At 47.5% G+C, this 21342-nt stretch carries 18 protein-coding genes; 10 read left to right on the top strand and 8 right to left on the bottom strand.

The window, feature by feature from the left end; all coding sequences use genetic code 11:
• The first annotated feature begins 378 nt into the window (after positions 1 to 378).
• Genes gspD through gspF form a run of 10 tightly spaced genes read left to right on the top strand, consistent with a single transcriptional unit; the run spans position 379 to position 9987 of the window.
• Positions 379 to 2229, top strand: coding sequence for a type II secretion system secretin GspD (gene gspD / locus CX664_RS11820; RefSeq protein ID WP_180966476.1), 1851 nt, complete (start codon positions 379 to 381; stop codon positions 2227 to 2229).
• A 17-nt stretch (positions 2230 to 2246) separates the two neighbouring features.
• Positions 2247 to 2810: a type II secretion system minor pseudopilin GspH gene (gspH, locus tag CX664_RS11815; protein ID WP_101746931.1), complete on the top strand. Its 564-nt coding sequence runs from the start codon at positions 2247 to 2249 to the stop codon at positions 2808 to 2810.
• A complete protein-coding gene (gene gspI / locus CX664_RS11810; protein ID WP_101746930.1) occupies positions 2782 to 3225 on the top strand; it encodes a type II secretion system minor pseudopilin GspI in 444 nt (147 codons plus the stop codon). Before gspH ends, gspI begins: the two co-directional genes overlap by 29 nt.
• Complete coding sequence (gspJ, locus tag CX664_RS11805) at positions 3222 to 3881, top strand: type II secretion system minor pseudopilin GspJ (RefSeq protein ID WP_101746929.1); 660 nt, start codon at positions 3222 to 3224, stop codon at positions 3879 to 3881. Before gspI ends, gspJ begins: the two co-directional genes overlap by 4 nt.
• On the top strand, positions 3878 to 4864 hold the full coding sequence (gene gspK / locus CX664_RS11800) for a type II secretion system minor pseudopilin GspK (protein WP_101746928.1): 987 nt from the start codon (positions 3878 to 3880) through the stop codon (positions 4862 to 4864). The genes gspJ and gspK overlap by 4 nt, the downstream gene beginning before the upstream one ends.
• Complete coding sequence (gene gspL, locus CX664_RS11795) at positions 4864 to 6261, top strand: type II secretion system protein GspL (RefSeq protein ID WP_101746927.1); 1398 nt, start codon at positions 4864 to 4866, stop codon at positions 6259 to 6261. The genes gspK and gspL overlap by 1 nt, the downstream gene beginning before the upstream one ends.
• Positions 6258 to 6761 carry a type II secretion system protein GspM gene (gene gspM / locus CX664_RS11790; protein WP_101746926.1) on the top strand — a complete coding sequence of 168 codons (504 nt, stop codon included), beginning with the start codon at positions 6258 to 6260 and terminating at the stop codon, positions 6759 to 6761. Before gspL ends, gspM begins: the two co-directional genes overlap by 4 nt.
• Positions 6762 to 6785: 24 nt before the next feature.
• Positions 6786 to 7220: a type II secretion system major pseudopilin GspG gene (gspG, locus tag CX664_RS11785; RefSeq protein ID WP_101746925.1), complete on the top strand. Its 435-nt coding sequence runs from the start codon at positions 6786 to 6788 to the stop codon at positions 7218 to 7220.
• A complete protein-coding gene (gspE, locus tag CX664_RS11780; protein WP_101746924.1) occupies positions 7217 to 8734 on the top strand; it encodes a type II secretion system ATPase GspE in 1518 nt (505 codons plus the stop codon). The genes gspG and gspE overlap by 4 nt, the downstream gene beginning before the upstream one ends.
• A gap of 26 nt (positions 8735 to 8760) precedes the next feature.
• The gene (gspF, locus tag CX664_RS11775; RefSeq protein WP_101746923.1) at positions 8761 to 9987 is read left to right on the top strand and encodes a type II secretion system inner membrane protein GspF; all 1227 of its coding nucleotides are present in this window, start codon (positions 8761 to 8763) and stop codon (positions 9985 to 9987) included.
• A gap of 23 nt (positions 9988 to 10010) precedes the next feature.
• On the opposite strand, the gene CX664_RS11770 is transcribed toward gspF, so the two are convergent.
• The 8 genes from CX664_RS11770 to glmU form a co-directional block, all read right to left on the bottom strand.
• Positions 10011 to 11630, bottom strand: a complete 1620-nt coding sequence (locus CX664_RS11770; protein WP_101746922.1) for a Tn7-like element transposition protein TnsE — start codon at positions 11628 to 11630, stop codon at positions 10011 to 10013.
• Positions 11627 to 13168 carry a TnsD family Tn7-like transposition protein gene (locus tag CX664_RS11765; protein WP_101746921.1) on the bottom strand — a complete coding sequence of 514 codons (1542 nt, stop codon included), beginning with the start codon at positions 13166 to 13168 and terminating at the stop codon, positions 11627 to 11629. Before CX664_RS11765 ends, CX664_RS11770 begins: the two co-directional genes overlap by 4 nt.
• A 2-nt stretch (positions 13169 to 13170) precedes the next feature.
• Positions 13171 to 14577: an ATP-binding protein gene (locus CX664_RS11760; protein WP_219622174.1), complete on the bottom strand. Its 1407-nt coding sequence runs from the start codon at positions 14575 to 14577 to the stop codon at positions 13171 to 13173.
• Positions 14571 to 14825 carry a hypothetical protein gene (locus CX664_RS27005; protein WP_219622173.1) on the bottom strand — a complete coding sequence of 85 codons (255 nt, stop codon included), beginning with the start codon at positions 14823 to 14825 and terminating at the stop codon, positions 14571 to 14573. The genes CX664_RS11760 and CX664_RS27005 overlap by 7 nt, the downstream gene beginning before the upstream one ends.
• Complete coding sequence (locus tag CX664_RS11755) at positions 14806 to 16917, bottom strand: DDE-type integrase/transposase/recombinase (RefSeq protein WP_101746939.1); 2112 nt, start codon at positions 16915 to 16917, stop codon at positions 14806 to 14808. Before CX664_RS11755 ends, CX664_RS27005 begins: the two co-directional genes overlap by 20 nt.
• Entirely contained in the window at positions 16901 to 17770 is an 870-nt protein-coding gene (locus CX664_RS11750) for a TnsA endonuclease N-terminal domain-containing protein (RefSeq protein WP_101746920.1), read from the bottom strand. The genes CX664_RS11755 and CX664_RS11750 overlap by 17 nt, the downstream gene beginning before the upstream one ends.
• A gap of 104 nt (positions 17771 to 17874) precedes the next feature.
• Positions 17875 to 19707 (bottom strand): glutamine--fructose-6-phosphate transaminase (isomerizing), encoded by a 1833-nt coding sequence (gene glmS / locus CX664_RS11745; RefSeq protein WP_101746919.1) that lies wholly within the window; start codon positions 19705 to 19707, stop codon positions 17875 to 17877.
• Positions 19708 to 19796: 89 nt separating this feature from the next.
• The gene (gene glmU / locus CX664_RS11740) at positions 19797 to 21173 is read right to left on the bottom strand and encodes a bifunctional UDP-N-acetylglucosamine diphosphorylase/glucosamine-1-phosphate N-acetyltransferase GlmU (protein ID WP_101746918.1); all 1377 of its coding nucleotides are present in this window, start codon (positions 21171 to 21173) and stop codon (positions 19797 to 19799) included.
• Between the last annotated feature and the right edge of the window lie 169 nt (positions 21174 to 21342).

Here is a 21342-nt window from a genome sequence, read left to right as displayed (position 1 = left end):
GCTGCTGAGGCACAAGGCTACGTCGTGGGAATAAAAACACCGAATTTAACGTCCATTTTCTTTTTCAATCTCATGACTTCCTACAGAGATGACAAAATTATATGCATATATACTGAACGACAGTATTATTATAAATCCACAACATTGAATAGAATTCAACCTAAATAACAGGATTTTTCATAAAACTGGTAAGTTCATCGCATAAATATTTAGATAACTTATGCCGTGTATGTTAAAAGTAATCTGAAAAAATAACAAACAGGTCATTGAGCTGTGGGCCAGGGAATGCATCACACTATTTCTATATTTTGCCACCTACTCTGCGCATGCCTATTGTCAGCGTCAGTAACTAGTGCATACGCGAATATCAAGGCTGCTGTGAAACCAGAGAATGATTTACGCATTAATGTTCAGGATGGTGAGTTGAAGGAACTCATTCAATGGGTTGCTAGTGCCTCTGGGCGTAATTTTATTATTGACCCAAAGGTAGAGGGCAAAGTCACGGTTATCTCTCAGCAAAGTGTAACGGCTGACGAAGCTTACCAGATATTGTTATCCGTGCTGCAAGTGCATGGTTTTGCCGCCGTTAACAGTGATGGCATTACCAAGATTGTGCCCGATCCTGTGGCAAGACAGTCATCACTGGTACTGCTCAATCAGCAACACTCTCAGACGCCCAGTGATGAGCTGGTCATACAGATTCTTAAGCCCAGACATATTGGAGTAAATCAGTTACAGGGTGTGCTGCACCCTCTATTATCACCTTCTGCGTATATGGCAGCCCATCCGGAAAGTAACGGGCTGATTGTGGCCGATCGAGCAGGTAATATCGCCAAACTGCAGGGCATTGTTGATCGTATTGATCAGGCCAGTGAGCAAACCATTGATGTTGTAGAGCTCAAGTTTGCTGGTGTACGGGAGGCTGCCACACTTGTACAGGCTGTTCTACCCCAAAACGGCAGCAGTGATAATGCCACACAAAGTTATAAGCTGGCGTTGGATGAGCGGACAAACAGTCTTTTAGTGGCCGGAGCTGCAAGCCAGAGACAGAAAGTCGTCAAGATCATCCAATCCCTTGATCGTCCTGCAGAGAGTTCCGGCAATACGCAAGTGGTTTACCTCCATTATCTTAAGGCTCAGGAGGTGGCCGGTATTCTGCAGGGCATGGTGGACAATATACGACAAGGATCCACAGATGTAATCATCAATACCGCCACTGTATCGATCCAGCCGGGGGAAACCACCAATGCTTTAGTACTAACAGCTCCTCAAACCATTATGGACACCATGCTGGCAGTGATTAAAAAGCTCGATATACGGCGAGCACAGGTATTGGTGGAAGCCATTATCGTTGAAGTTAAAGATGAAGTTGCCAATGAGCTTGGCGTGCAATGGAGTGAACTTGAGAACTCCAGTGGTACCGGGCTGTCCGGGGGGGCGCGGTTCTCTTTTGATAGCAGCAGTTCCTTTAATGGTTTTGCAGAAGGCAATCTTGGTGCCGGTTTGAGTTTGGGCTGGTTCAAGGATGGTTCTTTAAAAGGACTGATTCGTGCCATGGAAGCGGACGATGCATTTAATATTCTATCTACCCCCAACCTGGTCACTCTGGATAATGAGCAGGCAAAGATCATTGTTGGCCAGAATGTACCGTTTGTGACCGGGCAATCTACTGGCTCGTCATCTTCTACGGATAATCCTTTCCAGACCATTGAGCGCAAAGATATTGGTACCAAACTGACCATCACCCCACGAATCAATGGTGGCGATGCCATTACCCTGAAGATCAACCAGGAAATTTCCAGTATCAATACCAAAACTCAGGCATCTGATGTAGTGACGGACACCCGCTCCGTGGAAACCAGTGTGTTGATACGTGATGGTGATGTGCTGGTGCTGGGTGGGCTGATCACGGACGAAGTGGTTTACAACACGAGCAAGGTGCCACTGCTGGGCGATATTCCTCTATTGGGTCGATTGTTTACTGCTGAAAAAAACAGTACCCGTAAACGCAACCTTATGTTGTTTGTGCGCCCCACCATTATGAAAACCTTTGATGTGGCCAACCGGGTGTCCCACGGACGTTATCGGTTTATTCAAGATGCACAGCGTTACTTTGATCGCCGTTTTGATGGCCAGACAGGTATTACGATCTTACCAGATGTTAATGAACTCAGTGATGAACTACCGGTGTCGTTTTCATCACCCTCGCTAACCATTGAACCGAATTGAATTAGGGAGTTCAGGGGATGGTAAGCTGTCAACATGTCAATCGTCAAAAAAGCATAAGATTCCAATACAGGCTCTTTGGGCAGTCAGGTTTTACTTCTGCTTATCACGGTTTCACCTTGGTTGAAATCATGCTGGTGATTGTCATTATTGGCATCATGCTTGGCTTGGTCACATTATCTCCGAGGACCGAAAAAACAACCACCCTAAGAGAAGCTGAACGTTTGCAACTATTGTTTAGCCTGCTTCGGGATAAAGCTTTGATGGAGAATGGAACCTACGGTTTTTCCCTGATGAATAATCAAGGCTACAAATGGTGGCAATGGTCCGATGACAACAAACATTGGCAAGTGATGCAAAAGGAATCTTTTCAGAACTATCGATTACCCAAGCGTCTACAGCTTCAATGGCAATGGCAGCACTCTCCTTATGCTTCATTCTCTTTTGTATCCGGAACGCAACAGCCGGAGGTTGTCGTATTTTCTGACTTTCTGATAACGCCTTTTCAGCTTCAAATAAGTGAAGGTGCAGAAAAGACGGTTTTACTGAGCAGTGATGGGTGGTCCGATGTGGTTATCCAGTAAACATCATACTCGAATATGCCGACGTAATATCAAATCTCTCGATAGTCAGGGCTTCACCCTTATGGAGGTGATGGTTGCTTTGGCCGTCTTTGCAGCAGCAGCCGGTTTATTGATGGTGACCGATGGCAATAGTGCCCGCCATACACGCCATTTGAGTGATAAGTGGCTGGCGTCGCAACTGGCAGAGAATCAGCTAAACCAACAGCTGGCAGCCAGCCTCCCTTCCAGCCAACGGAATATTCAGACGACGGTGAAACGTGATAATCGGACCTGGCTGCTCAAGCAGTCCACCTCACACACCTCTCAAGCTGGCTTTATCCGGTTGACTGTCTCGGTTTATGAACAAAACAAACCTTCGAGTGAAGCTGCTCCTTTAGTAACAATGACCACCTTTGTACGGGAGCCAGTTTTATGAAACGCAACGGCTTCACGCTACTCGAGTTGTTAATCGCCCTGATGATTTTTTCTCTGCTCAGTGGAGCTGCGTACCGTCTTTTTGTGTCCGTAAGCCAGACACAACAGACCACTGTATCCCATTTGAAGTATCTTGATCAGTGGCAGCGCTTTCGCCTGCTGCTAGAGAATGACTTGTTGCAGGTGACACTGCGCCCGGTGAGAGATGAGAGTGGCTTATTGCAACCTGCTTTAGTGGGCAATTCTGACACGCCCTATCAAGTACAATTTACCCGCAGCGGTTGGCGAAACCCTTTAGGTGTTCGCAGGAGTACCTTACAGCGGGTTGCTTATGGAGTTAATGATGGGGAGTTGGTGCGCTACTACTGGACAACCCTGGATCGTGCAACTGCAAACGCTTCCGATGAACCGCAAGTTCATATGCAACCTTTGCTTCAGCATGTGACCGATGTTCAGTGGCAGTTTTTAGATCATCAACAGCAATGGCATCATCAATGGCCGCCCAGTGGTTGGGTAGATCATCAACAAACCAATCACTACCAAACCCTGCTGGCTGCGGCCATTAAGCTGCAGTTACAACACCAACAGTTGGGCAATGTCTCGATCGTTATCCCCACACCTGCTGGCCAGGTATCAACCAGCGGAGCGGCCGGATGATGAAGTACCGGCAACAGGGAATAGCACTGGTGTATGTACTGTTGATTTATTCGCTAATGACCTTGATGGCCAGCCAGATACTAACCGGACTGTGGCAGCAAACGCGGAAAACCAGCCACTATCTGGATCGTGCCCAAGCTAGGTTGTATGCCCACAGTGCTGAACAGTATGTGGCATTGAAACTGGAAGAGGATGCCCAACAGGATAGACAGAGCAATCGTTGGGTGGATCACCATGATGAGCCCTGGCACTTGCAGGGTTCAGGTTATGAAATCAGCGATGGCATCATTACGATTCATGTTACCGATGAGCAGGGACAACTCAATATTAATAATCTGGCAGTAGCTAACACTGGGGCCCATCAAAGCCTGCAAATAGTAAAGCGGCTGATGACATCTCTGCAGTTGTCACCGCTGATGGCCTACCGACTGAAAGATTGGGTGGACAGCGATCGTGAAGTGTCGCCCGGTGGGGCGGAAGACGTGACTTATCAGAACCTGCCGTCACCTTATCGAGCGGGCAATACAGATATGGCTTCACGCTCGGAGCTGGCTTTGATTGCTGGGCTCGACATAACGTCTGAACACCCATTATTTAATGAATTGGCAACCCTGCCGGGGTTTCTGCCCATTAACCTGAATACGGCTTCTCGCAAAGTGTTGCATAGCCTGTCGGAACAGTTAACGACAGTAGAAGTGGATGCATTAATACGTGCCAGAACTGGCAATGGCCTGGCAAACATGTCAGAGCTGTTGCAGATATCGGAGCTGGCACCGAAAGCTTCACTATTTCAATCCCTACCACTAAGTTTCAATAGCCATTTCTTCAGTGCGACCATACAAGTTAAGTACCGGGAGGCAAAATTTACGATGCATAGCTGGTTTCAACGAGATTCCAGGGGAGTAGTTCATATCATACGACGGTCACTGGGTTTTGTTGGGATGGATACTGTAGTGACTCACCCTGTGGAGGAAATCGCCTGATGGAAAGCGTGTTGTTTTTAAGAATCCCTCCCGGCGAATTACCTCTCTCAGCTAAGAGTAAGGTTCAATGGTTATGTTACGGGTCTGAGCAAGGCTCATCGGAACTCAATACCACAGTGATTGATGAACTCGGCACATCACTGGGTGAACAGGCAGAGACCTGTGATAGACAGGTATTGTTGTTATCTGGTCGAATGGCGAGTCACTATTATAAATCAGTCGGCACGGCACAGAGGAAATACCTCTCGAAAGCACTCCCATTTTTGATGGAAGATGAGTTCGCTGAAGAAGTCGGGCAATTTCATTTTGCGTCGACCTTTGTTGAGGGCTGTCCGCTGCATCGAACAGACAGTTCAATGAATGGTGCTGATGATGAAGCATCACTGAATGTCGATTCAATAGATCAGCAAAAGCATCAGCTGCTGTCGGTGTCCTCGATCAAGCATGCTGATATACAGCAGCTACTATACGAACTTGGTCAACAAGGTTTATCTCCCGGTGAAATCATCGTCGAGACGCAACTCATACCGGTCAATGCAGATACCATAACCGTACTTCAGGATCAGCACTACACTTTGCTGGCAGCACCGCAACTCATGAATGTATCACTGGATAGCAATGCGCTTGAGTTCGCATTTCTGAATCAAAAATCGGTACATCCAGAACTGTTATCGTTGCCGGTCATGATTCACTTCGATGCACAGCAACCGGGAGGACATGAACGTGCGGCTTGTTTGCGGGCGATTCTGGAGAGCATGGGCTGGACAGTAGAGACTTTTGAATCACCGGCTTCAGTGTTAAGTACGCTTGCGGATTATTATTCTCAACGGTCTCCGGCGGTACTTACGAATCTGCGTAGCGGGGAATACCGAGACAAAGTCAGAAAAACAACATCTTTCAAATGGTTTAAAGCTCTTGGGGGTGTAGCTGCCTGTTGGCTGGTGCTGGATATGGCTCTGATGATCGGTAGCGGATGGTGGTTTAGTAGCAAAGCTGACCAGTACTGGCAGGACAGTGCAACCCTCTATCTGGATGCTTTTCCGAAGGATCAGTTGCTGCAAAACGCTGTACTGAATTTTCCCGGAACAGTGGATATTCAAAACCGACTGCAAAGCCGGTTGCAAAACCCTACTCCAATCAACCAGTCTCCATCCTTACTACCCGGGCTGGCGACTATCAGTCGCAAGACTCAAGGGGGAATATCCGTTGTACCTTCAAGCCTGAACGCAGATCAGCAAGTTGGGACCATTCGAGTTGAACTAACCGCAGACAGTCTGGAACAGGTCGATGCGTTTCTGGTAGCTCTGGCTACCGAAGGGTTGCAGAGCAAGTTAGACAACGCTCGACAAGAAGACAGTGGCGTTTTTGCACAGTTAACAATTGGAGGCTTGCAGTGAAGTGGTGGCAGAAAGTACAAACATCTGCCAGGTATCAATCATGGCTGGCACATTACCAGAAACTGAGTACCCGTGATCAGCGGTCGCTAGTGGGGCTCTGCTTATTTCTTCTGGCATCACTTTTTTACCTGTTGCTCTGGTCACCATTGAGTCAGTGGTCACATCAGCAACAGTCTCTATATCTTCAACAACGATCCGCTAACCTGTGGCTCAAGCAGAATGTGAGTATTGTGGAACAACCGGTAGCCAATGAATCTATAGACGACGCCATGCTGGCCCCCATCGTGACTCAAGCAGCACGGGAAGCAGGGATTAACCTGAATCGAGTGCAACCGGGCAACGGAACGGTCTCTGTCTGGATTGAAGAAACCCCATGGCAGGCATTGATTCCCTGGTTGGTCAATCTGGAGAATCAGCATCCATTGCATATTCAGAAAATCAGGATTGACCGGTTACCGCTGGATGGGGTGATCAAAGCTCATGTACAGATTGGCTCTTAGGGGAACAGATTCAGGAGTTCATAGATGATAATAAGAAGACAAGCCGGGTTTACCTTGATTGAAATCATGGTGGTGGTGGTGATTCTGGGCGTATTAGCAGCCATGGTTGCCCCAAACATTCTCAGCCGACCTGACCAGGCAAAAACGACCGTTGCCCATTCCGATATTGAAGCCATTGCCCAGGCACTGGAACTGTATCGTCTGGATAATGGTTTTTATCCATCCACAGATCAGGGTTTGCAGGCACTGGTGGTTAAGCCGGATTTTGCTCCCGAGCCTAAACACTGGAATACAGAAGGTTATCTCAAACATACACCTCTTGACCCATGGGGGAATCCTTATCTCTATCTGTACCCCGGCAACAAAGGAACCTATGACCTCTATTCTCTGGCAGGTGATGCCCGGGCAGGTGGTGAAGGCCAAAATGCGGATATCGGTAATTGGGCCAGTGATTCATGAACCTGCAAAGCGATGTGTGCCAAACTTCTCCTGCCAGGTTGAGTGAATGTAAACGATTGCCATTTTATTACGCCAACAAGCATAAGGTACTGCTGATAGCCAAGGTGGATGGCAGCACTCAGGTCTTCTTTCATCAACCACCAGACCCCAGGGTTCTTTCGGAGTTAATGCGATTTAGCCCAAAATATCTTCAGTATCAAGCAGTCGGAGTAACCGAGTTTCAGGAGTTGCTGACCAGCTACTATCAGAATGAAAGCTCCAGCGTGCTTCAGGATGCTGCCATTATCAGTGATGAACTGGATTTGACCCGGCTGGCTGAGGCCGTACCGACAACGGAAGACCTGCTGGAACAGAGTGATGATGCCCCGGTCATTCGGTTGATCAATGCCATGTTGATGGAGAGTATTCGGCAAAACGCATCCGACATTCATATTGAAACCTTTGAAAACCTGTTGATGGTGCGCATCCGTGTGGATGGTGTACTACAGGAGTTGTTGCGACTGCAAAAATACATGGCATCATTGCTCGTATCACGACTGAAGGTTATGGCCAAGCTGGATATTGCAGAGAAGCGAGTACCCCAGGATGGGCGCATCTCATTAAAACTGGCAACCCGCGAAGTGGATGTTCGGGTATCGACCCTGCCAGCCAGCAACGGAGAACGTGTGGTTTTGCGGTTGCTGGATAAACAGGCTGCACGTCTGAACTTGAACCATCTGGGCATGTCAGCCAGTGCCAGAGATACGCTGTCAACACTCCTTGGCAAACCCTACGGCATTGTGTTGGTTACAGGTCCGACAGGTTCGGGGAAAACCACAACCCTGTATGCCGGACTCACCTCATTAAACGATCAACGGCGTAACATTTTGACCGTTGAAGACCCCATTGAGTACCAGCTTGAAGGTATTGGCCAAACTCAGGTGAACAGTAAAGTTGATATGACTTTTGCCAGGGGACTTCGGGCAATATTACGTCAGGATCCTGATGTTGTGATGGTGGGTGAGATCCGGGATAGGGAAACTGCAGAAATTGCCGTTCAGGCCAGCCTGACCGGTCATCTTGTACTTTCAACACTTCATACCAACACCGCCATCGGTGCCCTTACACGACTTAAGGATATGGGTGTCGAATCATTCCTGCTGGCCTCCAGCCTTGTTGGAGTAATCGCCCAGCGGCTGGTCCGCTTATTGTGCCCAGAGTGTAAACAACCTTATCAGCCGAGTTCACATGAGTGCAGCCAGCTGGCTATCGAACCATCGTCACATCTGACCCTCTTTAAAGCAGTAGGCTGCCCTTCCTGTAATCATACCGGGTATCGGGGGCGAACCGGGATTTATGAGGTGGTGCCCATAGATGATCGCATCAGGCGGATGATACAGGAAGGCTGTGGCGAGCAGACCATTGCTGATGAAATTCACCAGGAGGTTGCCAGTATCCAGGATGATGGTCGGCGAGCTGTAACAAAAGGCATAACCTCACTGGAAGAAGTCCTGCGGGTTACCCTGAAAAACTGATCATTTATGGAATACGATCTAATATTATGGCGGCCTACGAATATATCGCGATAAATACCCGGGGTAAGCGGGAAAAAGGAACATTGGAAGCCGACAGCAGTCGTCAAATTCGGCAACAGCTGAGGGAGAAACAGTGGTTACCTTTGTCTGTAGAACCCATTGCAGAACAGAAAAACAAGCAGACTCAAGAGAGAACAATCCAGCTATTCCAGCGTGGACTTTCTCCGACCGAGCTGGCTACAGTCACTCGACAACTGGCTACACTGATTCAAGCTGCGATGCCTGTAGAAGCATCACTGTACGCGGTAGCCGCTCAACAGGAAAAGCGACGAATCAAAAATATTCTGCTGGCCATCCGTTCACGAGTACTGGAAGGGTATACACTGGCACACAGTATGGAAGCATTCCCTAAAGTGTTTCCGGAAATGTATCGAGCCACCGTTGCTGCCGGTGAACACTCCGGTTATCTTGACCGGGTACTGAACCAGCTGGCTGATTACACTGAAGCCAGAATGCATTCTGCCCGCAAGGTACAACAGGCTCTGTTGTACCCTCTAATCTTGATGGTAACCGCAGTGGGAATTATCAGTTTTATGCTCGGTTATGTGGTGCCTGACGTCATTAAGGTATTTGTAGATTCCGGGCAGTCACTTCCCATAATCACAGAGTGGCTGATTGCCAGCAGTGAGGGGTTTCAACATCACTGGCCAGCAATACTGACTGCCTGTATTACAGCACTTGTACTCTTTCAGCAGATGTTAAAAAAGGACAGGCCAAAAAAACTTTGGCACCGAATTTACCTGAATTTTCCTGTACTTGGCAGACTCGCCAGCACTGCTGATACAGCGAGATTTGCCAGTACACTGAGCATTCTGGCCAAATCCGGTGTTTCTCTGGTTGATGCATTGATCATTGCTTCTCAGGTGGTTTACAACTGCACAATAAAGTCTGCTGTCGAGAAGGTCACCCAAGACGTCAGTGAAGGTATCAGTTTAAACCGGGCAATGCAGGACGCCGGATACTTCCCCCCCATGATGGTTCATATGGTGGCCAGTGGAGAGGCTACTGGTGAACTGGAGCAGATGCTGGAGCGCACAGCCCATAATCAACAACAGGAGCTGGAAAGCAGAATTTCTCTGCTCTTGGGTTTATTTGAGCCGATGATGCTGCTCGTTATGGGGGGCGTTGTCATGTTAATTGTCATTGCTATTTTGCTGCCAATTATGAACATGAATCAGCTGCTTGGATTTTGAGCATAGAGAGCAGTAACGGAACTCTAAAGCACTCTTAATTTTTCGGCGGCTCTTGCAACCCAGGAAAAAAGAGCGTCTTCTTCACTCTTTATTTTTCTGTCTGGATGGTCAAGATACAGTCTGGATGATGTTACTTCTGCGATAAGCTCTCTCTTCCATTGCATCGCCTTCAGCCCCTTTATATTGTCAGTAGACATCAATGCGTCCAATATTTGCTCTGTGGGTTCACTGTTGACATCCGCTCGAAAAAACAATGTGGATAAACTTTCCTGCTGGGTTAACTCAATCTCAAGAATTTGGATAGATGTCGTTTCATCTCGACAAAGAAGTGCATGACAGTACTTTCTCCGTCGCCCATCGATTAAATGTACTTTTCTACAATTTTTCTTCGGAACTGTTCCGGTTTGCGTTTTAACAGACCAGCCATATTCAACCTTCAACTTTTGGAGCATCATCTCAAAAAAGTTCAATTTCTCAGGACCATCCAGTAATTCAGCAGCATCAAGACTATTAATATCTGAACGAGGGAGTTCACCATGGTCATTAGCTTCAGTAAGCCCAAGCATTTTTTCTTCAGAGAGTTCGTGATTCTCAGGTGACTCTGCTTTGGACAGAGTTCTTATAGATGGAGGGTTTCGCTTTAATGCAATTTCTGTATCAAAATAAAAACCAGAGGAGGTGATTTTTAGCAAATACTTTTTCCCTGAAGCCCTTGGAGAAAGGTCCGCATCAATTTCTTCGGGACATATATTCAAACCAGGCCTACCCTTTTCACCTGCCTCAATACCACCCGGCTTTTCACTCAGAACAAGACTGTCATTCGTGTGTGAAAAATAGACAGCATCCAGCTTTGGCACTGCTATACCTGAAACCGACCGAATCTCTCGAATATAGTTGTGATGAGACTCCCCAAATTCAGCTCTTCCTGTATACCCAGACCATGATATTTCACAATTCTCTATATTTGGCAACGAACAGTCAAAGGTCCATCGCTCATCATGGTTATCCAATAAATAAGACTCTTCATTCAGAAGTTTAAAAATCGAGCAAAAGCTCTTTTCAGCATCCTTACTAAAGAACAGCCAGGTAAAAAATTTTCGAAACTGGAAGCTATTCAAATAGCCCACAGGCACTTCTGAAGTAAGCCTTACCTCACCAACCCAATCATTCTTCTCAACTTTAGCCAATTGCCAGGTATTTCCTTGATAGATTGCAGCTCTGGTAACTTCTGCTGAATGAAAAAAGAGCATTCTTGCCAATTCTGTGACTGGGAGCCAGTATCCTTTATTGCCAACTTCAAAAAAGTACACAACCTGTTGATCAATCTGCTCTGAATACTCTCTCAACCTCTTTAATGATCGAGGGAGTTCGCGATAGCGATATTTTTTCCACTCAGACATGTCCGGAACTTTGAAAGTGCCTGTATATCCTGAGGTTTCATATTGATTGATACTCGCAGGGTAGGTCATCCCTGGAATTAATCCGGGCAGTAGGTCAACAGGGAAGCTTTGGCGATAAGGCTTTCCTTCCTGGTTGAAAAAGTAACAAACAACAAACCAGCCCTGCCCCGGCTTAAAGTACCAATCTCCCAGCAGAACCAATCTGGAACCTTTAGATACCCCTCGAATACCAATTCCGTTCAATCAAGGCTCCGCTGTTGCTCTAATTTCTGGATAACTGTTTCTATCCTCTTTGTCACAGACTCAAACCTGATACCCGCAACCCGTAATAACCGCCAACGTTTAAGCGGTAAATTCTGTCGCTTGAGCTCCTCCGCAGCATTCAGTACTCGAAACAGCTGGAAATCCTCAATACTTTCTGCATGACCCAACAGCCACTGTCTGGTTTTTGGTAACTTTTTCAAGTGCTTATCCACAGATACATGTCTGGGTAGTTGCTTAACCAGAAAGGTTCGACTTAAACGACATCTACCTGATTTTTTATTGAGTGTTTTGAAGGCACAGGCTAAAGCCAGCACATTTTCTTCATCCCACTTTCCATAGTCAACCTTGCCTTGTTTCGAATGATTGACCACTTTATCTGGGCGATGGCTCATCAACCATTGTCGATCATGACGATATAACCAGGCATAAAGTGCTCCACGCTCGCCTGTAGATCGAAGTGCTTTAATACCAATATCAGGATACTTTTTCAATAACATCAGCCAGGCCTGACGATACTCTCTCGTTTTTATTGTTGGCTGAGTTACCTGGAGGGGGAATGTGCCTTTCTTATCTGGTTCTGCAGGAAGTCGACTAACCCTTGTGAAAATTGTTTTTACGGGTACTTCCGGTAGCAGAGATGCCCATACCATCATGTGTCGGATAGGATGAAAAGACTTTCGGTGCTTTCTGAACATTTGAGTTAGCCAGCTATAGTGTGCAGCTACCTGCGGGCTCCTGTTCAGGCATGTGCCAAACCAGTCATTTTCAATATGCCGTCGTATACTTTGATGGTCAACACGGCTCCCTTTTTTAAACCCCAATTGATCGGCAAGTTGCTTATAAAAGACTGTCCATTGATGGCTGCTCAATCCTGTAATTTTCTGTAAGCCCATTAGACTGCTGTATAGGCGATGCAGTTTTATTTCAATATCTTTCAGTTCAACATGGGCCGACGTCTGGTCTGTAACCTCTCTCACAGCAGGGGAGAAAAGGTGCTTATGCCTTGAATGAAAATAGGATTTTGCAGAGAGTAACTCCTGACTATGATAGATGCAGACATCAATGCCCGGTATATGATGACTTCTTAACCAACAGGACTCACCAAACTGCTCGTTTTGCTGTTGAACGCAGGAAGGGCAGTAACGAAAGAATGCCGGTTGAGTCAGGGCTCCAGCTGATATCCCACAACGTGTATGAATATCACCTCCCCGGTTGGAATTCATGGAGCTGACGATTTTTTCAGCAAGGTCAGGCTTCAGAAATGGTAAATAAAATGGTGCCAGAGTGTAGCGTTTGATAATGTCTTTTTCGGAAATTTGCCATACCTGTCCTACATGCTGAACAAGATAACGAAGGTGGCTCGGCAAATCAGGAATAGCGGTAGCCGTATCAGTACCAAATACGTCCCGTAGTATTGCTTTCCGGTTACCCGATTGCCCTGTGTGAATCCCGTATCGTGCAATGATGCTGTAAAGCAGCTCATCAGGATAGGGTACTGGAAAATAGGAAAGCACCATGCTTAGCCTGCCAGTAGAGTCTCTACTGGGTAAATCACCGAGTGTTCAGCAAGCAATTCATACATTGCTCCCGTTTTATCCGCATACAATTTTCGCATATCCGGCGATTTCAGCTGTGACCAGTTTTCTGGACAGGTTAGTGGTGCTTTTTCTTTTTCCTTTGATTTTTTTGGTTTCTGTGACAAGCCACTCAAGGCTGTCGTCGCATGCTGAATAATTTGTATTAGCTGTAGTTCGGGATTCGCTTCAACAGCATCTCTTACCAAGGGTTCAGCGATATCATCCGCCACCCCCATTGAAACCAAAGCAGCTCTTGCGTCGTTAGCGACACTGGTTTGAGAAGCTTCTCCCATATCAACCTTCTTGTGCCTGTTGAGCGGTTTGGGCTTCAGATGGTCGAAAGCAATAATAAGAGTACTGTCGATTTCGGGAATAATTAAATCTCCACAACGCTCTATTTTATTCGTATCGTTGCTTCCCAATGCTGTCAGCATTGGCTTTACAATCGAAAATTGCTCTTCAAAAATATCATCAAGCAGGTCAGAAGATAAACACTCCTCTCCTGGCTCCTCAGCCATAAGTATTGCCCTTGCCTGTGCGATACAAAACAGTTTAACCAGTATATCCGGTACCCCCTGACTTAACTCGTAGAGCTTATTTGTTATGACTTCATTCCTTGGGATGGGAGATTTTAACCATTGGTAATCCCAGATCTCATCAAGAAAATCATCCCAGCTTTCATCAAATGATAGCCGGTCCCATACGAGGCTACCTGAGCCACTTGCTCTCCGAGCCTGACGAAACTCATTGGCAAATAGCTTAAGTGCTTTTGGGGTGCCAATTAACACTACAGACACTTCTACCACGTTTACGAGGGTGACAAGAAAGTTGATCATCTTCTTTTCGCCACCACTCTTGGCAAGGTTCATGTGCTGAAATTCATCCACAACCAGTAAGCCAATGGCATGTATCAGGCACAGGTCTGCAACATCAGCAATCATTTTTCCGATACTGGTCTTACCCGATGTGTACTTTTGACGGTAGTTAGTATTCAGCCGCCTATCCAAGGCAATAAAGAAGCTCTCACAAAACTCGGATAGAGATCCATCGTAAGGGCAGTCAACTTTGATCCAGGGCACTTGCAGCAAGTGATACTCCGGGTGGTAAATGACTCGGGGATAGGTGTTTAAAATAATATTGGTAGCGGTGGACTTTCCTGCACCTGATATCCCTGCCAGGGTTGTTGATGAGGCTGTCGAATTCACCATATCGTCATGAACATAAGATGTTAGGTCTTGTTTTTTTAACAGGTCTCTAATGGCATTCAATTTACGCTTGAAGGTGGCAGTTTTCGGATTTCGTCCCAGATAACTAACCCTGATTAACTCTGACAACTTCTGCTCTAACACCAAGTGCGTTGTCTGAGGAACAAAAAATTTCTGCGCAGTCGAGCAATAGCATGAACTCTGACATGGCCTTCCAGGTTGACTTCATTGGCATGAAATATAGGCCTCTTGGTCAACTTTTCTACTGTATCAACTGGGCTTAGAATTTCTGGCAAAGCCGCAATAAGGGGGTTCTCTGTATATTCTGGTAAGCCGATATCTTTATATTCTGCAACTGGAAATCGTTGCAATTCAGTTTTGGTCGTCATCATGCTCTTCCTTCAGCAGATCTTTTAATCGGGAGGGTAACTTAAAACTTTTTCTTTCTTGTTGAGGCTGATGAAGCTGAATAACATCTGCTGAAGCTGTTTCTCTCTGCTCTCGCTCCTGACCGCCTTTCTTCGTACGTTCATACTGGCGTTCTTGTCTCTTATTATCGGATATTCCTTTTACTTTCTCCGCCTTTGTCAATGTCTGCTTTTCAGGCTTTTCTGCCTTGGATCTTTTTGCGATCTGCTCCAAATCGTGAACGAGATTCACTGATCCAGCACGTTTTTTTAATTTTGACGTTGCTGCTGTTGAAGTTCTGACGTTATTTCTCTCCCAGACTTCCCATATGGTCAGATCCCTAAACGCACGGCTTCTTTGTGTGAGGCTGGCTTCTATGTAATCTGCATAGGAGCTTGAAGGCCGTATATAGATGATATTTGATGAAAAAAGATCATAAGCCACAGTGACTGTTTTAGGTCCACTGTAATTAACCTCAAACCATCCCCAGTCAATTGCCTCTTTACAGGTGTAATAGCAACCAAAAAGTTTGAGCCCGTGTTCCGTGACAGAAGCTGTCGTATGAGGCAGCAGATTCACTTTAACAAGTTCTTCAGCAGGTCTTCTCAAGCGACCAGTTCGGTACTCTATACCCCAGTTCCAGAGTGTGGCTGGGTTGAATGGAAGTTCAGGAGGAATATCAGGATCAGGGTCATAGGTTGAAATAGTGTGTTCATTGTTATAATAAAGAACAATTTTAATGAGCATCTGGGTAAATTCGCGTAGGGTATGAATCCCATCTTGCCGATAATCTTTCCCGTGACGTTTTTTGCCAATCACATTCCCAGTCACATAGCCTTCAACAAACGGTTTCATCTTAACCTGCAGGCTTCGGAAATATCTCTCCACTACACCTTTCCAGTCAGCCCGGTACGGTGGTGTGTTTTCAATATTGACATTGAATGATTGACTTAAAATCTCAATATGACGACCTAATAGCTCACCTCTGTCACCAATAATTGCTTCAGGCAATCCCGACATCGACCACTCATCTTCGGTGATATTTATGCCAAACTCAGCACAATAAGCCACCTTATCAGTCATCGCGTTTGCCAAGGCTTCCATTGCAGACACCCATGACGGATTCTCCAAACCAACATACATTCCGACAATCGCCCGGCTGAAGACATCAACCACTAAATAAAAGGTTGGGCGCCCTATGATTTTCTCTCGATTCTGCTCTGAAACAAGGTAGACATCTGCAATGGTCGCATCAATCTGATAACGACTGCCAGGGCCAGCCACTTCTGCTGTAGATGTTCCCAGCACGGGACGGAAGTCTTTCAGGTAGTTTACTTCGCCTTTTCGTTTTTGCGTAATCTCAATGGGTGAGTATTCTTTTTCGTAGAAGTATTTGAACTGTCGCTCTGTGGGAACATTGAGCAAATCGTCTGCTTTACACGGTATCGGCACACCAAATGCAATAAGAACCTGATTATAAGCGTAATCAAACTCATACTCTCCCTCGTGCAGCAGGCACTTTTCGATAGCTACACGAAACAGTGCTTTCACCTGATCATCAACATTGATACCTGTGCCAGGCGTTGTGGTTCTTGGGGCTCCCAGCTTTTTGCTGCCCGGAGTTTTTGTCTTTCCTAATCCACCGCATAGATCATAACGTGCTGTTAGTGAGTTTTTGCACAAGCCAAGCTGCCAATATCGACGAAGCCATCGGTAAATGGTCTGCTTGGTTGAGCCACTTTCTTTTAGTGCTTGAGTTAGAAGCTGACCTCTTTCTGACCGTTGATAGATTTCAGGTTCTTTCATAACCAATGATTCAATAACTTCCCAAGCCCTTTTCTGTACTTCTTCAGCACGAGAACCCTGTTTTGGTGGCTTCATTGAGATATTGAGGTACGGGTCTTTTATTCCCTGCAGCTCACCTTTAGCCATCAAGTGCTCAAACTCACTTCTTGGTGCTATTTCAGGTAAGGCTCGCTCATCATCAATATCAATCCAGACGATTCCCTGCCGGTTAGACCACAATACTCGCACCCGTTTCTGAGAGATCAGATAAACATCATTGGGCATAAACATATTCATAGTCCTCATTCAGCCAGTGCTTCGAAGGAACCAGCTGACCTGTTCTAAGGGAACGATGATTGATTTCTGCCATATCCCAAGTGAATGCTCCCTGTGCAAGCAGGTGTCGGAGATATTGCAAGTGGGTTCCCGCTTTTTGAGACTGCTGCTCATCCAATTGCCTCATCACCATAGCAATTTTGTTTTCCGGGAAAGTTTCGATCGCCTTAAGCACTCTACTGAATGTGGACCATTGGGCATTACTATCCAGTTCATAGCTATATAGGTGGGGAATCAACCACTTAATATTTTGGATTAGCGTGACTGGAATTTCATTTTCCGTAAACAGAAACCATTCAATGGCTGCTGCCTCCCAATAACGTCGCTCCAGTTCTTGCTTTTCAACAACACGGGGATCTTCAAGGTCATCGCGGTATTTGACTGAGATGGCCTGACTGACAATCTGCCCGTCACGGTCGAAATCAACAAATAGATCCGTCGACATGACTTGCAGAGTGCCTTTAGCTGCTGGGTGTTTGATTCCGGTACGCTTCGAAATAGTGAGCGTTTTTTCTGGATCAAGAGGAAACTGTTCACGGATATCAACAACATCAGGCATCCAGTCGAACAAAAGAAATACTGCAAGCTCCAAGTCAGAGAGAAGGTGAACAATTCGACCATGGGTGATGGAAGGCCGCCTGTGCACGCGACCTTTACTGGGTACATCGCGAACGGTTAAGAATGGCTTGTAATCCATTCCAAAGCCTTGTCCCCGCTTTTCTTTTGTCAGCCTCTTGATTATCGCTGATTCCAGTAGATCAACAATAATCCTCGGCTGTGGCTTCAGAAAATCCTTATAGTTATTCATACCAAGCGTCCGAGCTATGCCAATAACCTCAGCATAACTCAGAATCCAGCAAAGTATGATAGTTTTTTGTCAACCCACAACATCACTGCCACCAAATACCCGAATTATTCAACCGTCACACTTTTGGCCAGGTTGCGCGGCTGATCAACATCGGTACCCTTGATAATCGCCACATAATAAGAGAGCAGCTGGAGGGGAATGGTGTAAAGAATCGGGGCAACCACTTCCGGCACCTCGTCCACTGGCAGAACCCGGACACCTTCGGTCTCGGTCAGGTTGGCCTGTTTATCCGCAAAGACAAACAGCTGTCCGCCTCTTGCCCGCACCTCTTCCATATTGGATTTCAGTTTTTCCAGCAGGTCGTTGTTCGGTGCCACCACAATTACCGGCATATCGTTATCGATCAGGGCCAGCGGGCCATGCTTCAGTTCACCGGCCGCGTAGGCTTCGGCATGGATATAGGAAATCTCTTTAAGCTTCAGAGCCCCTTCCATGGCGATGGGGTACTGGGTACCACGGCCCAGGAACAGACTGTGATGCTTATCGGCAAAGGCTTCCGCCATGTCTTCAATGTCATCACTCAGGGCCAGGGTACTCTTCAGGATGTGTGGCAGATTTCGTAATGCTGAAACAACATTGGATTCCTGTTCCGGGGTCATTCCCGTATGACGGCCAATGGCCGTCACCAGCATCAGCAGTGCCGTTAACTGGGTGGTAAATGCCTTGGTGGATGCCACGCCAATTTCTGCACCGGCCCGGGTCATCATGGCGATATCCGATTCCCGCACCATGGAAGAGCCCGGCACATTACAAATACTCAGTGAAGCCATATAGCCCAGCTCTTTCGCCAGTTTCAATGCCGCCAGCGTATCGGCGGTCTCACCGGACTGGGAGATGGTGACAAACAGGCAATCCTCCGGCACAAAGAATTTCCGGTAGCGGAACTCAGAGGCAATCTCAACACGGCAGGGAATACCCGCCAGCTCTTCAAACCAGTAGCGAGCCACCATACCGGCATGGTAACTGGTACCGCAGGCGACGATTTGCACGGCACGGGTTTTATTGAGGATCTCCTGACCTTCTTTGCCCAGGATATCCAGATTCAGCTGATGCTTGCCCAGTCGACCTTCCAGGGTATTGGCGATGGCTTCCGGCTGCTCGTGGATCTCTTTCAGCATGTAGTGGCGATAAGGGCCTTTATCACCAGCATCATGTTCAATGTCGCTGTCCCGGGCATCTCGCTCAACAGGGTTGCCAGCAGCATCCAGAATCGTCACCCCGTTGCGGGTCACTTCCGCTACATCGCCTTCTTCCAGGAACATGAATCGGCGGGTCACCGGAAACAGTGCCAGCTGGTCGGAGGCGATAAAGTGTTCGCCAATACCGACCCCAATCACCAGCGGGCTGCCGGAGCGGGCGACCACAAGACGTTCATTGTCGTTGCAGTCCATCACCACCATGCCATAGGCACCTTCCAGCCTGGCTACCGCTTTCTGCACGGCGTCGAGCAGGGAGTCGCTGCCCTTGAGTTCCAGGCTGACCAGATGGGCAATAACTTCCGTATCGGTATCCGAGGTAAAGACATAGCCTTCGCCCTGCAGAAACACTCTTAATGCTTCATGGTTTTCAATAATGCCATTATGAACAACGGCAATATGATCTTCTGATACGTGAGGATGGGCGTTACGCTCACTGGGTGCCCCATGGGTGGCCCAGCGGGTATGGGCAATGCCGGTACCGCCCCGAAGCGGGTTCAGGGAAACCGCTTCGGCCAGCTCAGATACCTTGCCGGTACGCCTTTCTCTGTGAAGTTCGCCATTGTCGTTAATAATAGCGACACCTGCTGAGTCATAGCCCCGGTATTCCAGACGACGAAGCCCTTCCAGCAGAATATCTGCTACATCTCTTTGCGCTACAGCCCCAACAATCCCACACATAGTTGTCGATCCCCTGGATCATCATAAACGTTGCAAAAATCATCATGGAGTGGATGACCTGAGAGTCATCTCCCCCCTTCCTGTAAATCTCAGTCTTTCTTTACCGGGCGCTGCCAGCCTTCGATATTGCGCTGCTTGCCACGTGCCACGGCCAACTGTTCATCGGGAATATCTTTGGTAATGGTGGAACCAGCACCGGTGGTTGCACCACGCCCAATGGTCACAGGAGCCACCAGCGAACTGTTGCTGCCGATAAAAGCGCCATCGCCAATCACCGTCCTGAATTTATTGACACCGTCGTAATTGCAGGTAATGGTGCCAGCACCAACATTCACCTCATCGCCAACTTCAGCGTCGCCCACATAGCTGAGGTGATTGACCTTGCTGCCTTTGCCAATCACGGTTTTCTTGATTTCCACAAAGTTGCCGACCCGGGCTTTTTCCTTAAGTTCGGTACCTGGCCTCAATCGGGCAAACGGGCCAACCTCACACCCGGCAGCGACAACCGCATCTTCAAGAATGGAGTGTGCCTTGATAATGGCACCTTCCCCGATAACAGAGTTGCGAATCACACAACCGGGTTCGATATAAACGTTATCTGCCAGCTCAACCTTGCCTTCGAGAACCACATTGATGTCCAGGGTAATGTCATGGCCAGTCTTGACGTCGCCACGAATATCCAGACGATGCGGGTCAATAATCGTGACACCATTCACCATCAGGTTATTGGCCAGCTGATGTTGCCGGGCGCGTTCCAGCTCCATCAGCTGGACACGGCTGTTCACACCTTCCACTTCAATTGGGAGCTGCGGCTGGACATGAATGACCGGGGTATCTTCGGTCACGGCCATCGAGACAATATCGGTGAGATAGAACTCATGCTGGGCATTTTCATTCTTCAGGCCATTAACCCAGCCACTGACCTTATTGCCGGGAATGGCCATGATGCCCGTATTCACTTCATTAATGGCCAGCTGCTCCGGGCTGGCGTCCTTATCCTCAACAATGGCCTGAATATTGCCAAAGCCATCGCGGATAATCCGGCCATAACCGGAAGGGTTGGCCAGGTTGATGGTCAGCAGGCCGAGGCGCTCACCGTTACTGGCCGCCAGCAGAGACTGCAGGGAAGAGGAGTGAATCAGGGGAACGTCGCCATAGAGCACCAGCACCACATCGGCACCTTTGCAGCCCGGCAGTGCCTGCTGCACAGCATGGCCGGTACCCAACTGCTCTTCCTGAACCACCCAGTTCAGATCGTAGTGGCCCAGTGCCTGTTTTACCTGCTCTGCGCCGTGACCAATCACCACATGAATCTTGCCGTCACCGACTTTTCTCTGCGTGTGCAGGGCACTGAGAATCACATGCTCCAGCATGGGCTTGCCAGCGATACGATGCAGCACCTTTGGCAGTTTGGATTTCATGCGGCTGCCCTGCCCGGCAGCAAGAATAACGATATCAGCTCTCATGGTAGCCTCGGTCGACAAAGTGCCCCGGCGGGAGCATCTGCTTTATAACTGTTTCGTCTGGCAACGTAAAAACAAAAGCACTTTCAGGTATCAAGCCTGATAAATCGGAGTGTTTTTTGGGAGAAAAATACCAGAACAGAAATTATGTTTTTCTGAAATGTCAGGAATA

The sequence above is a fragment of the Endozoicomonas acroporae genome, assembly GCF_002864045.1.
Classification (GTDB): Bacteria; Pseudomonadota; Gammaproteobacteria; order Pseudomonadales; family Endozoicomonadaceae; genus Endozoicomonas; species Endozoicomonas acroporae.
The sequence above is the reverse complement of the archived record's forward strand: the minus strand, read 5'-3'. Positions and strand labels throughout refer to the sequence as shown.

Bases quoted from the DNA above. Each gene is read 5' to 3' on its own strand.
- gspH (WP_101746931.1), top strand. From the start codon at position 2,247: ATGGTAAGCTGTCAACATGTCAATCGTCAAAAAAGCATAAGATTCCAA.
- gspI (WP_101746930.1), top strand. From the start codon at position 2,782: ATGGGTGGTCCGATGTGGTTATCCAGTAAACATCATACTCGAATATGC.
- gspJ (WP_101746929.1), top strand. From the start codon at position 3,222: ATGAAACGCAACGGCTTCACGCTACTCGAGTTGTTAATCGCCCTGATG.
- gspK (WP_101746928.1), top strand. From the start codon at position 3,878: ATGATGAAGTACCGGCAACAGGGAATAGCACTGGTGTATGTACTGTTG.
- gspL (WP_101746927.1), top strand. From the start codon at position 4,864: ATGGAAAGCGTGTTGTTTTTAAGAATCCCTCCCGGCGAATTACCTCTC.
- gspG (WP_101746925.1), top strand. From the start codon at position 6,786: ATGATAATAAGAAGACAAGCCGGGTTTACCTTGATTGAAATCATGGTG.
- gspE (WP_101746924.1), top strand. From the start codon at position 7,217: ATGAACCTGCAAAGCGATGTGTGCCAAACTTCTCCTGCCAGGTTGAGT.
- gspF (WP_101746923.1), top strand. From the start codon at position 8,761: ATGGCGGCCTACGAATATATCGCGATAAATACCCGGGGTAAGCGGGAA.
- CX664_RS11765 (WP_101746921.1), bottom strand. From the start codon at position 13,168: ATGGTGCTTTCCTATTTTCCAGTACCCTATCCTGATGAGCTGCTTTAC.
- CX664_RS27005 (WP_219622173.1), bottom strand. From the start codon at position 14,825: ATGATGACGACCAAAACTGAATTGCAACGATTTCCAGTTGCAGAATAT.
- CX664_RS11755 (WP_101746939.1), bottom strand. From the start codon at position 16,917: ATGTTTATGCCCAATGATGTTTATCTGATCTCTCAGAAACGGGTGCGA.
- CX664_RS11750 (WP_101746920.1), bottom strand. From the start codon at position 17,770: ATGAATAACTATAAGGATTTTCTGAAGCCACAGCCGAGGATTATTGTT.
- glmS (WP_101746919.1), bottom strand. From the start codon at position 19,707: ATGTGTGGGATTGTTGGGGCTGTAGCGCAAAGAGATGTAGCAGATATT.
- glmU (WP_101746918.1), bottom strand. From the start codon at position 21,173: ATGAGAGCTGATATCGTTATTCTTGCTGCCGGGCAGGGCAGCCGCATG.